The following is a 12,255-nucleotide window of genomic DNA, read 5'->3' on the forward strand; positions in this document are numbered from 1 at the left end:
ATGAACAAAGCCCCGACTGCGGTAACAGTCAGGGCTTCGATTGTCAGTAAATCCTTGAGAGAAAAACCAACATGAACAGTATATCAACAGCAGTTTCTACCATCAACGTACCATTCCACGGCAATGAGCTGTATATAGTGAATCACAACGGCGAGCCGTACACCCCGATGAAGCCGATCATTGATGGCATGGGCATGGACTGGGCATCGCAGTTTACGAAGCTTAAACAACGCTTCAAATCAACTATTGTGGAAATCACAATAGTTGCTGCAGATGGCAAATCTCGCTCGATGATCTGCCTCGCTCTCCGCAAACTTGCCGCCTGGCTGAACACCATCAGCCCGAACAAGGTTAAGTCGGAGATCCGCGATAACGTAATCCGCTACCAGGAAGAATGCGACGATGTTCTCTACGAATATTGGACGAAGGGGCAGGTGACGAATCCGCGTATCGTGGAGCCAGCAATCGACATGATGAATATTGATCTCCATCTCCGTATTCGCGATGGGCAGGTTGAGAGCATCGAGCGCATCGGGTCAGACATGTTTGTCGGTAAAGTTGAGCAGATACTAAGCGGTCTGCGTAAAAGTGGTTGGATTGTCATTAAACGGGATTTGTTGGCTGAGAAGTTGGCTACGTGGTGATGTAAGAGCGCTGTCATTCACATACGACAAAACCCGCTTAACTGCGGGTTTTGTCGTATCCATTCGCCTCTGCTACGATTGCCCCATCATTTATTTAGGGGGATGGGGATGTGAGAAAAATATTTGTTGCTGGAATTTTGTATTTTTTATTGTCTTCAAGCGCATTGGCACAAGAAAAAAAACCCGTTGAAGAGATAAAAGAAGGAGCTGAGTTGGTATGTAAAAATCATCAAGATGAGACTTTATGCCAACAAATGGTTTTATCGCTCGCTTCCCTAGCGATGTACAATGCAGGTTTCTATACCCAAAGCTGCCTTGAGGAAACTAAGGTTTTACCAAAAGATAAAAAACATTGTGATAATGCAAAGGCTTTAGTTGGATATTTAAAGAAGTTTGATAATAACTAGTTATCTGTTTTTCAGAATAATCACTCAATGCAAACGACCTCGCTTCGGCGGGGTTTTTTTACGCCCGGAGAAAGGTAAATGACCGAACAAACATCACGCCTTGCTATTGTTCTGGATAGTTCCGGGGCAAAGAATAATGCCGATAATCTGGCGACGGCGCTGGCTAGAATCACCCAGGCTGGCGAGCAGGCGGAAAGGGCAACAGACAGACTGAAGCATGAGTTCATTGATTACAACGTTGTGCAAAAATCCGCAGCCAAAGAGACGCGGAACCATCGCCAAGAACTGAGTGTGCAACAAAAAGCGCTTGCAAAACTAAGGGACCAGATTGACCCGGTTAGTGCGGCCTTGGATAAGCTGGATGACAGATATCAGGAACTCAAGAAATACCAGAAGGCTGGGATTCTGCCAGATGATGATTTTGATTACCTGGTATCCAAAATCCGCGATACGGAAAAGGCAATCAATGGTGAGGCGCTGGCTGAAAGAGCAGCTGCAAAAGCCAGAGATGAGCAAAGCGCATCACTTCAGCGCCTTTCAGCTCAGCTTGACCCGATAGGTACTGCATTTAAGAAACTGGTAGATCAGCAGAAGCAGCTCGACAACGCGAAGGCTTCGGGCATGTTGTCGCCAGAAAGATACGATGTGCTTTCTTACAGCCTTGCAAATACCCGCAAGCAACTCGAAATCACCCAAGACGCGATGAAAAAGACTGGTGTCACTTCCCGCGCTATGGCTTATCAGATGCGCATGATTCCTGCGCAGATGACTGACATTGTAGTGAGTTTAGCTTCCGGCCAGGCTCCAATGACCGTACTGTTACAACAGGGCGGGCAGCTTAAGGACATGTTTGGCGGTATCGGACCAGCGATTAAAGGTGTAGGGAGGTATGTAACTGGGCTTATAAATCCGTTAACTCTATCAGCTGCGGCAGTCGGTGTCCTTGGCCTGGCTTATTACAAAGGCTCGCAGGAGCAGGACGAGTTTTATAAATCCCTCGTTCTAACTGGTAATCAGGTCGGAAAAACATCCGGCCAATTGGCTGATATAGCTGCCCGTGCTGGCATTGCGGCGGATTCAACCACTGGTAAAGCTGCATCCACGCTTAATCAACTTGTTTCTTCTGGGAAGGTGGCTGGCGATTTGCTGGAGCGCGTTACAAACGCTATCGTTAAAACCAGTGACGCCACAGGCATTGCCACTGAAAAGTTGGTAGGTAACTTCAACGACATTGCTGTCGATCCAGTAGCAGCCATCACCAAACTTAACGACCAGTACCACTTTCTGACACTGGCAACCTATAACCAGATTAAAGCATTGCAAGATGAGGGAAATCAGCGGGAGGCGGCGCGAGTTGCCAGTGAATCCTATTCATCCTCAATGATCCAGCGCTCAAACCAAATTAAAGAAAATCTCGGCTATCTTGAAACTGCATGGAACTCTGTAGCCAAAGCTGCTGGTTGGGCTTGGAACTCTATGCTTGATATTGGTCGCGAAGTGTCTATTGAGCAGAAGATTCAGGATGCTAGCGGAGAGCTTGAACGTGCACAAAGGGCGTTATCTGACTTTCAGAAAGGACAGTCCGCAAATGCAGGGCCATACGGACCTTGGAAGTCTGATGATCTTGATCGTCAACAAAAGGGCGTAGCCTTATTAAAACAGCGTCTTTCATCTCTTCAGGGAGAAAAAATTGCGCAGGAGGCTATTAACGAAGCCTATGATGGGTATCTTAAAAAACAGCAGGATGGAATAAAACTTCAGCAAGATCAGAATGCCTTTGCCTTGAAATATCAAACCAGACAACAGCAGATGGCTAAAGAGCTTAAGGATTTAAACGACCTGAAAGCAAGGGGCGCGAAGTTGGATTACACCTTTTTGGAATCTGAAATCCGCAACCGATACAAAGAACCCAAAACGCCAAAAACACCTAAAGGAAGGGCCTACACAGAGGACGCAGCCACCCGACTACTCGATCAAATCAATCAGCAGACTGCCGCTATGCAGTCTCAACTGGAATCCAGTGACAGGCTGAATAGCTCGACACAGGCACGGGTTAAGTTCGAACAGCAGATTGCTGACCTAAAGTCAAAAACGCAGCTTACAGCCGATCAACGGTCGATTCTTTCCCGTTCTGGTGCAATATTGCAGGCCTACAAACAGCAGGAAGCGCTACAGAACTCTGTTAAGACCCTGGACGAATACCGGAAGATACAGGAGCAAATCGCACCGAAGGAGTTACGGCAAAATGAGGCGCTGCAAAAACGTCTCGAAATCCTGCAAAAGATGGTCGATCTCAAAAAACTGTCACCTGAGGATGCTGGAAAACAGGCAACTGACCTGATTAGTAAATCAATACTGCCGGATTCAGTCATATCAGGAGTTAACAAGGCAGGTGGAACGCTTACCTCAAGTGCGACCAATAACGACCTCGCAGGGCAGGGCCTGAACATGATAGGGCTGCAAATCGATCCGCAGCTTGAAATCATTGATAAGCTGAAACAGTCCCTGACTGATTATGCAGCCTGGCTGAATCAGCAACAGCAGGCGATAACGCAGAGTACCGTATGGAATGAGGAGCAGAAGCAGCAACAGCTACTGGCCTTGCAGCAACAGGGACGTCAGAACCAGGAGGCGTTAAGCACGGCTGTCTACGTTGCGCAGATGCAATCCGCTCAAAACTCCTTCTCCAGCATCACCGATTCGATGGGTGCGATGTTTGGTGAGCAATCCGCGATGTACAAAGCTGCTTTTGTGACACAGAAAGGGTTTGCTATTGCTCAGGCTGCCCTGCAACTCCCTATGGCGATGGGGCAGGCGCTGGCGGGGTTGCCGTTCCCGGCCAACCTTGCTGCCGTTGCACAGGTTGTTGGGCTTATGGCCTCGATTACCTCCAGCATAACCAGTGCCGCTGCCGTTGGCTTCGCCTCCGGCGGTTATACCGGCCCCGGCGGTAAGTATCAGCCCGCGGGTGTTGTTCATAAAGGGGAGTTTGTCTTCGATCAGGCTGCAACGAACCGAATCGGCGTCACTCAACTTGAGGCGTTACGGAATGGTAAACCACTCGATGCAACGCTCAGCAAACCGGGTTTTGGGACCGGGGTGCAGAACGTGAATAGTGATAACAGCAGGCGAACTACTGTTCATGCACCGATTAAACAAGAGTTTAACTTGCAGGGTGTTACCCCAGAACAGTTGAACGCTACGCTCAACCAGAACAACAAGCAACTTACCCGGCAGTTAAAGGGGGAGATGACAAACGATGTTATCAATCCACAGGGCAGCTTCGGGAAGGCACTTAAAAGCCGTTATGTACGCGGATATAAAGAATAAGGGGACAGACGTGGCCCCTTATTCACTTATCTGAAAGCTCTTCTTCTAACTGGATTACAGCTCTCTTCAAGAATTCGAGGGCGCGCTTACGGATTTCCATGTCCAGCTCTTTCCTTGAATCAATAAATTCTTCAATTCGAACAGCAATCTCCGCTGAGTTGCTGCCAGTTTCGGTATCTTCGTAAATCCGCAAGCCATAATCGGCAAAGAGATCGCTATTGTCGTGATTGGTTGAGAAATCCATGAGGCCTCCAGGGTTTAAAGGTGAAAAATTATTCTACATGCTTTTTAGGGGGAGGGTATGCCTGACATTTTCTACCCGCACGACTACCTTCCGATGCCGCTTCAGGATGGCTATGCATTTCAGCCAGTCAGTCCGTTAAAGCGTACCGCAATGACAACCGGCCGTGCCCGCCAGCGCCGGGCATTCATTTCCACGCCAACACAGGCAAATGTGCAGTGGCTTTTTGAAACGGACATTCAGGCCCAGCTATTTGAGGCCTGGTACCGCGAAACGATCACTGACGGTGCTGACTGGTTTTTTATGCGACTACAGACCCCGCTTGGCGTTGAGTTCTATAAATGCCGGTTCACCGATATCTATCAGGGGCCGACGCTGGTCGCCCCGATTTACTGGCAGTTCTCCGCGACGCTGGAGCTATGGACACGTCCTGTTCTTGGCGATGGCTGGGCTGAGTTCCCGGATTACATCATCAACAGCAGCATCATTGATATTGCAATTAACAGGGAGTGGCCCGAAGCATGACCAGCCCGACTTTAAAACGACTGTACGCCTCTTCCGGTGAAGAGGTCATTATCAAAACCCTGCAGATCAACATCGGTGATGATGCTCTGTATCTCTGTGATGGCTATGACGACATAACCGCGACAACAGAAACCGGAGAAGAAGTGACATTTATCGCAAGCACCATCGACGTTGCGTTACCTGCGCGAAACAGCGACGGTACACAGGATCTGCAGTTTGCAGTCTCTAACATTAATGGCGAGGCATCGACATCCGTGCGTAGCGCGCTGGAAAACTTGCGTGGCGCCACAGTAACTTACCGCCAGTTTACCTCTGACGATTTAACCGCTCCCGCCGAACGTCCTTATACCATGACGGTTAAAAACGGGTACTGGACCGCGACGCAGGCGCAGATTATCGCAGGGTACATGAACGTGTTGGATACAGGCTGGCCCCGCTATCGCTACACACTCCCGTTCTATCCTGGCCTTCGTTACATGAGCTAAGGAGTTTCAATGTTCAATCAAGATAAATACCTTTCAGTCAAATGGCTGAAGGGCGGACGCGCTTACCCTGAACTTGACTGTTTCGGCATCGTGAATGAAGTTCGTCGCGATCTGGGGCTTCATGAATGGCCGGATTTTGCCGGAGTAACTAAAGACGATGGTGGCCTTGACCGAGAAGCAAAAAGTTTTTCACTGACTCTTTCCCAATGCGAGCCTTGCGCTGGTGCAGGGGTTTATTGCTATTCCGGTTCAACAGTAACGCATGTTGCAGTCGTGGTGGATATCAACGAGCAACTTTATGTTGTGGAATGCAACCCAAAGACCAACGTGACCATCCTTCCATTGCCGCGCTTTATGCGTCGGTTTGTTAAAGTGGAGTTCTGGCAGTGACTATCAGAATTTATCCATCCCGGTTACCCGGCGAGCCGCTGGAAATACATGAACATGGCGCGCTGACTCTTCATCAGTGGTTGTCTAGCAACGTTGATAATTATCGTTCAGATATTAAACACCCGATTGCGGTTGAAGTTGATGGCGAAAATATTCCCGCAACGGAATGGTTCGATTATGTCATAGCCCCATCCAGTGAAGTACGTATCTATCCGATCCCTTACGGGCTGGAGGCCGGGACAATTGCGTGGATAGCTGTTGCTATTTCTGCCGCATCCGTTGCATATGCGCTATTTTTTGCACCAGGCGCGGTCGATCCGGGAGGGTATTCATCAGGAACAGGCGATTCACTCGATGTAAACCCGGCTAAAGCCAACCAGGCTAAGCTTGGGGAGCCGATTCGTGAGCTGTTCGGACGCCGCCGAATTTACCCCGATTACGTAGTACAGCCGGTAACCCGCTTCAGCCAGGATGATCCGACAGTGATGACCGTTGAAATGTTCGTCGCGCTGGGATTCGGACAATTTTCATTCGGCAAAGGGGATATGCGTGTTGGTGCCACGCCTGTTTCATCGCTGGGTGATAGTTTCGCGTACACCGTTTTTCAGCCCGGCCAGAATGTGGCTGGTGATCGCCGTAGCGAAAACTGGTTTAACTCCACTGAAGTTGGAGGCACCAGCTCTGGCGCCGGGCTGGATATGGCCCAGACCGCGCCGGACAAGGATGATGTTGTTGCGCAGTCACTGACGGTGTCTGGAAGCACAATCACGTTTAACGGATTAAGCGCTGACGACGATACTGCAACAAACGAGCTGCCTGATTCGTGGATTGCTGGCGCAACGGTTGAGCTAATCGTACCCGATCAGTTTGTTGTAACCAACGATGGCGCATACAGCCGAATTACCAGTGACAATCTGGCGGAACTCGCCCCTTATGTCGGCATGCCGGTAACGCTCTGGTACAACAGCGTCGACTATAGCCTGTTTATCGCTTCGTATACGCCGCATGCAGACGCGACAGAGGAAGAAGAGGAAGTCCCCGCCTCGGTAACGCTGGCTTATGAGAGTGACACCGGCACGCCTTTTACGGGTATTCCAGAGGGGGATATCAGGCTTTCCGTTTCTCACGCCGGATATCAGTACAAAATTTTCGACGTTGACGGTACAAGTGTGACTCTTCAACGCTTGATTGACGGCGTTGTCAATAACACATGGCCGGGTTTCGTTGCGCGCACCGTGCTTGATTTTGACGCATCTGGCGTTAACCAGAATGATTCCTGGATGGGGCCGTTTCTGGCATGCCCGGATAATGAAACCATCGACATGTTTGAAGTGAATTTCTTCTTCCCGAATGGCATTTGCTGGTACGACAAAAAAGGGAGAAAACAAAACAGAACGGTTCGCTGGGAAGTTCAGTACCGCGTCTATGGCTCTGGTTCTGGATGGATGAGCAAAACCGGCTCGTATAATACAAAAAATATAAATGGTCTTGGTTTTACTGAGCGCATCACGCTGAGTTCTCCCGGCCTTGTTGAAGTGCGGTGTCGACGCACTAACGAGCAGGGACAGGATAACAGCCGCGATAATATGTACTGGCAATCGTTGCGTGGCCGCCTTCTGACCTGGCCGTCATCGTACGCTGGCGTAACGACGATGGGGGTCACGGTGGAAACAGGCGGCAAGCTGGCTGCTCAGTCCGATCGCCGGGTTAACGTGGTAGCGACAAGGATTTACGACACTGGCGCACCAAGAAGCATCTCTGGCGCCCTGTACCACGTTGGTAACTCGCTGGGGCTGGACATGGACACCGACGCCATTGATGCGCTGGAAAGTGCGTACTGGACGCCAGGCAATGAGTTTTTCGATTTCGAGACGACTGACAGCACATCTGCGCTGGAGGTTTTGCAGAAGATAGCCAACGCCGGGAAAAGTTATTTTCTGCTGACGGACGGGCTTGCTTCGGTTGCGCGTGAAGGCGTAAAGCCATGGTCCGGGGTTATCAGTCCGCATGAGATGACTGAAGACCTGCAAACTGCATTCGTTGCTCCCTCCGGTGACGATTATGACGGCGTTGATGTCACGTATATCAACGGAACGACCTGGGCTGAGGAGACGGTACAGTGCCGGACCCCGGATAATCCAACCCCTGTCAAAATCGAAGACTACACTCTTGATGGTGTGCTTGATCGTGATCGCGCGTACCAAATCGGCATGCGCCGGTTGATGAAGTATCAGCAGCAGCGGCTGACCCATACGACATCTACTGAGCTGGACGCACTTTGCTATAACATCGGCGACCGTATCGTGCTGACTGACGATATACCCGGTAGCCAGACGGTCAGCACACTGATTGAGTCGATGGCGTCTGTGGATGGCACAACGACATTCACGGTGACAGAGCGGCTTGACTGGTCGTTTCCAAATCCTCGCGTGCTGGTTCGTTATCAGGATGGTTCGGCTTCCTCACTAATGGTGGCGACCAGTGCAGGTGATTACCGGGTTTCCGTACCTTACCTGGCGACGTTCGATGACATGATTCTTGATGATCCCGGCATTGAACCGCCACGCCTGATTTTCTGCGACTCTTCACGAGTGGGCTATAACGCTCTTGTCTCAGAGATAGCCCCGCAATCTGATGGCACATGTCAGATAACGGCGAAACAGTATAAACCCAGCTTCTACGATTACGACAATGCAACATATCCCGGCGATACAGCCTGATTTCACCTACTTAACTATCACCCGCTTCGGCGGGTTTTTTCGTTTATGAGGCTCATATGACGACTTATAACACCGGCAACCCGCTGGGATCTGCTGCTGCTAAAGACCTTAACGATAACGCGCAAAACATGGATTATCTGATGAATGACCAGGTGAATGATCGACGCAATGATCGTCTTGGACATTCCCGTAAAACCTGGCACGGCATGGAGTCAGCTCATGAAGAACAACTTGCCCGCTTTTCTGCTGCCTTTCAGGAATTTCTTGTTAAGTCCGGATATGACTTTCTCGGCGATTACGAGGACGGTCCCCTTACTTTCACTGCACGAAATCAGACAATCCGGTATCAGGGGCAGTTCTGGAGACTGAATACAGCAACGGATGTTCCATTCACGACCCGCGGAACGGATGCCATAAGCTGGGCAGAGGATGTTAATCATCTGGTCCTGATGGACGCTGACATGCTGCGTCAGGAACTGGCACTACCGGATGGAGCCTGGCTGGTAGGACTGGGTGATTTGACGCTGGGTGAGATACTGGCTCAGAAAATCTTCATTATTGTCATTACCGGACAGTCGAATGCAGTCGGTGCAAATAGTGGAGGGCCTAATCCGGCAAGCGATAAAATCGTTATCTGGGATGGTGCAACGGGCGACTGGGGAAGCAGTGATTATACCCGTCCACCGCTGTCACGCTCCAGTCCTAACGGGAACGGCGGCAACAACAATATTGCGCTGGCATTTGCACATCGCCTTGTGGATGAGTTTAAGGCAGAAAAGGTGTTCATCATCTATGATGCGGCAGGTGGGCGTTCCATTGAGGACTGGACAGGGGAGGGGGTTAACTCAGTCCGCTACGCAGCGATAAAAGGCAAGGTTGAAGCGGCGCTGGCCTCACCGGAAATTGTCGCCACAGGGAAGACGAGAGTCGATATGGTTGTCTTTGCGCAAGGGGAAGCTAACGGACTGACAGATACCATTACGGATTACCGCAGCAAGCTTGCCACGCTGGACAGGCAGTTTCGTGCTGAAAGCTGGATGTCTGATACCACACCGATGTTTATCATGGGTATGAGCGGATTACACATGCGTTACCAGGTCTGGCAGGCGCAACTGGATTATTGTGAAAACCACAACCGCAACTGCATTTATGTGAACTCTGCAGGACTAAAGACGCAATACGACGTTGATGGTGCAGGAGATTACACGCACTGGCTGGGTACATCCCTTTGGGAACATGGCTATTATCGAATCTGGCAAGCACTGCATGAACGCGGGGTCACACACCGCCATACTCTTGCAGCGTTCTCTGCCCGGGGGGCGGGTCCGTGGAGTGGCGAGGCCATCGCGCTGGCAAAATTTTCGAGCCTGGTAAGTGCAGGCTCCACGACGGGTGATTTTCCGGCGAACGGCCCTGCTGCGTCGCACGCGATTCACTGGGGATACCAGTGTCAAGCGACAAACTATTCTTTGGCTGGCGGCTATCAGAACATGATGGATACTGGCGCTAATTATTCTGTTTCCTGGGGACGCCTGAACACGTTCAGTGCAGTCGCGCAGTACTCATCTGCATTTGGATATGGCAACACGATTAATGCGCCTTATGCCTTTGCTGCTGGGCGGGGACATACTATAGCGGATCCGTATTGCGCGGCTCTCGGGGCGTTTTCTGAATACAAAACCTCACTCGAAGACCCAGTGCGTTTTCAAGTGGGGACAGGAAAATCGGAAACCTTACCTAAAACCGGCTTTGCTGTCTTTGAATCAGGGCGCGCTCTGTTTTCAGGTAACATCGATTTCAGGACAGACAATGCTTTTTCTGTTGGAACGCCAGGCGCCCGCGCGTCAGTTATCTATGCGGGTACTGCTGCAATCAACACCTCTGATATAACGACGAAAAAATTACGTGGAGTGTTAACCGATGCTGAATTACGGGCATGGGCTAAAGTGCCGCCGACAATTTATCAGATACTGGAATCACTGAATGAAAAAGGTGAGGACGCGCGGCTACACGCAGGGCTGATTGCACAGGATGTTGCTACGGCGTTTGAATCTGAGGGGCTGGATCCGCGCCGTTACGCGTTGTTCTGTGAAGACGAAATATTCGAAGAAGTATTCGAACCTCAAATCAGGACTGTTTCACGTCAGAAGCGTGGGCCGGGAGTTATCAGGGAGACCGGTATTGTTGACGGCGAAGAAGTTACGGTCGAGCGTAGAGTCGAAGACGCGCTTCAGTACAAGCTTGTTAATGATGAGTTCGTGCCCGAGATTGAAGAAGTGGAAGAGACAGTGATGATTCCGGTTCGAAAGTCAGCCGGGATACGCCTCGGGCTGCGTTATACAGAATGCCTTATTTTTGAAGCGGCTTATCAGCGCTCTGTCAGCACTAAGCTGGCGGCGCGCCTTGATGAGCTTGAGATAGGGAGGGCGTCCTTAAATCAGTAAAAGACCATCTGTTCCCGCACCTTACGCAGCCAGGTGCGGGAACAGTGATAGCTAAAATCCAACCCGATCAGTATCTATTCCACTTTTCCGACGAACATATCAGGGCCAATCTGCTGGATGTCTTTGACACTACCGGGGTGGGGGCAGTCCAAAAATGACTCTGAGGTGTCTGTTAAATCCGTGGCGATTCATCTCCTGTTCATCGCTCAGTTAGCTTTTATCCGTTCCCTCCACTTCTTACGCAGCATACATACTTCGGTGCTGGCCGAAGCGTCATACTTTCGTCGGTAATAAACTGATCGGAAATTAACGACGGAGCTAAATCATGATTGCGGTACTTTTTGAAGCTGACGCCCTGCCAGAGGCACAGGAAAGATATCTTCAGCTTGCTGCCGAACTGAAGCCTTTACTGTCAGACACGCCGGGTTTTATTTCTATTGAGCGCTACCAGAGCCTGAGCGCGCCCGGAAAAATTCTTTCTTTGTCATGGTGGGAAGATGAGGAATCTGTAGCAGGATGGAAGCAAAATGTTATGCACTTGGCAGCACAGAAAGAAGGAAAACAGTCAATTTTTTCATTCTACAGAATACGTGTTGCCAGAGTGTTCCGTGATTACTCTTCTGATAAGGAGGCACATCAGCATGTATGACATTCACGTCATTCTAAGCAACATTCCGGGTTCGCTGCCTCACTTGGCAGTGTGCTGGGCAAAAACGGTGTGCGCCCTGATGGATAGGCGCGCGTGGACAGTCATGGGGAGATTCTTCTTTAATGTCATGGGTGCGTTGGCGGAGATGGAGAGAGAGCTTATTGTTGAGCGAACACGGGCTGGCTTAGCTGCTGCGCGCGAAGATGGTCGGATCGGCGGCAGACGGCCAAAGTTAACCGCAGAAGAGTGGGCTCAGGCTGGAAGGTTGATAGCTGCAGGTGGGTCAAGAAAACGTGTGGCTATAATTTACAATGTAGGGGTGTCGACGCTATACAAAAATTTTCCTGCTCGGTGTTGAGAAGACGCCACCGCGTCGTCGTATGCAAGAACGGGCGGCGGCGAACTGGCGAACGTTCGATA

The 12,255-nt window shown here is 50.4% G+C and carries 9 protein-coding genes and 2 pseudogenes; 10 read left to right on the forward strand and 1 reads right to left on the reverse strand.

The window, feature by feature from the left end; genetic code table 11:
- Positions 1–71: 71 nt before the first annotated feature.
- The 3 genes and pseudogenes from HV243_RS11730 to HV243_RS11740 all read left to right on the forward strand — a co-directional run.
- A pseudogene (locus HV243_RS11730) lies at positions 72–449 on the forward strand (phage antirepressor N-terminal domain-containing protein); the annotation flags it as partial.
- A gap of 305 nt (positions 450–754) precedes the next feature.
- Positions 755–1,051 carry a hypothetical protein gene (locus HV243_RS11735; RefSeq protein WP_181604054.1) on the forward strand — a complete coding sequence of 99 codons (297 nt, stop codon included), beginning with the start codon at positions 755–757 and terminating at the stop codon, positions 1,049–1,051.
- 78 nt (positions 1,052–1,129) lie between these two features.
- Positions 1,130–4,381: a phage tail length tape measure family protein gene (locus tag HV243_RS11740; RefSeq protein ID WP_181604055.1), complete on the forward strand. Its 3,252-nt coding sequence runs from the start codon at positions 1,130–1,132 to the stop codon at positions 4,379–4,381.
- A gap of 22 nt (positions 4,382–4,403) precedes the next feature.
- Here HV243_RS11740 and HV243_RS11745 read toward each other — a convergent pair whose 3' ends face one another.
- Positions 4,404–4,625, reverse strand: a complete 222-nt coding sequence (locus tag HV243_RS11745) for a hypothetical protein (protein ID WP_181604056.1) — start codon at positions 4,623–4,625, stop codon at positions 4,404–4,406.
- A 57-nt stretch (positions 4,626–4,682) separates the two neighbouring features.
- Here HV243_RS11745 and HV243_RS11750 point away from each other — a divergent pair, with 57 nt between their 5' ends.
- The 7 genes and pseudogenes from HV243_RS11750 to HV243_RS11780 all read left to right on the forward strand — a co-directional run.
- Positions 4,683–5,147, forward strand: a complete 465-nt coding sequence (locus tag HV243_RS11750) for a hypothetical protein (protein ID WP_181604057.1) — start codon at positions 4,683–4,685, stop codon at positions 5,145–5,147.
- Positions 5,144–5,632 carry a DUF1833 family protein gene (locus HV243_RS11755; RefSeq protein ID WP_181604058.1) on the forward strand — a complete coding sequence of 163 codons (489 nt, stop codon included), beginning with the start codon at positions 5,144–5,146 and terminating at the stop codon, positions 5,630–5,632. Before HV243_RS11750 ends, HV243_RS11755 begins: the two co-directional genes overlap by 4 nt.
- A 9-nt stretch (positions 5,633–5,641) precedes the next feature.
- Positions 5,642–6,022: a hypothetical protein gene (locus tag HV243_RS11760; RefSeq protein WP_047502209.1), complete on the forward strand. Its 381-nt coding sequence runs from the start codon at positions 5,642–5,644 to the stop codon at positions 6,020–6,022.
- Positions 6,019–8,742 carry a host specificity factor TipJ family phage tail protein gene (locus HV243_RS11765; RefSeq protein ID WP_181604059.1) on the forward strand — a complete coding sequence of 908 codons (2,724 nt, stop codon included), beginning with the start codon at positions 6,019–6,021 and terminating at the stop codon, positions 8,740–8,742. The genes HV243_RS11760 and HV243_RS11765 overlap by 4 nt, the downstream gene beginning before the upstream one ends.
- Before the next feature lie 128 nt (positions 8,743–8,870).
- Positions 8,871–11,186, forward strand: coding sequence for a sialate O-acetylesterase (locus tag HV243_RS11770; RefSeq protein ID WP_220132204.1), 2,316 nt, complete (start codon positions 8,871–8,873; stop codon positions 11,184–11,186).
- Positions 11,187–11,511: 325 nt separating this feature from the next.
- A complete protein-coding gene (locus HV243_RS11775) occupies positions 11,512–11,835 on the forward strand; it encodes an antibiotic biosynthesis monooxygenase (RefSeq protein WP_047502723.1) in 324 nt (107 codons plus the stop codon).
- 103 nt (positions 11,836–11,938) lie between these two features.
- Positions 11,939–12,193: pseudogene (locus HV243_RS11780) on the forward strand (recombinase family protein); the annotation flags it as partial.
- Positions 12,194–12,255 lie beyond the last annotated feature (62 nt).

This window comes from Citrobacter sp. RHBSTW-00599 (assembly GCF_013784065.1).
In the GTDB taxonomy this organism is placed as follows: domain Bacteria; phylum Pseudomonadota; class Gammaproteobacteria; order Enterobacterales; family Enterobacteriaceae; genus Citrobacter; species Citrobacter braakii.

Coding starts and splice junctions, on each gene's coding strand:
- HV243_RS11775 (WP_047502723.1), top strand. CDS start 11,512: ATGATTGCGGTACTTTTTGAAGCTGACGCCCTGCCAGAGGCACAGGAA.
- HV243_RS11755 (WP_181604058.1), top strand. CDS start 5,144: ATGACCAGCCCGACTTTAAAACGACTGTACGCCTCTTCCGGTGAAGAG.
- HV243_RS11750 (WP_181604057.1), top strand. CDS start 4,683: ATGCCTGACATTTTCTACCCGCACGACTACCTTCCGATGCCGCTTCAG.
- HV243_RS11770 (WP_220132204.1), top strand. CDS start 8,871: ATGGATTATCTGATGAATGACCAGGTGAATGATCGACGCAATGATCGT.
- HV243_RS11740 (WP_181604055.1), top strand. CDS start 1,130: ATGACCGAACAAACATCACGCCTTGCTATTGTTCTGGATAGTTCCGGG.
- HV243_RS11760 (WP_047502209.1), top strand. CDS start 5,642: ATGTTCAATCAAGATAAATACCTTTCAGTCAAATGGCTGAAGGGCGGA.
- HV243_RS11745 (WP_181604056.1), bottom strand. CDS start 4,625: ATGGATTTCTCAACCAATCACGACAATAGCGATCTCTTTGCCGATTAT.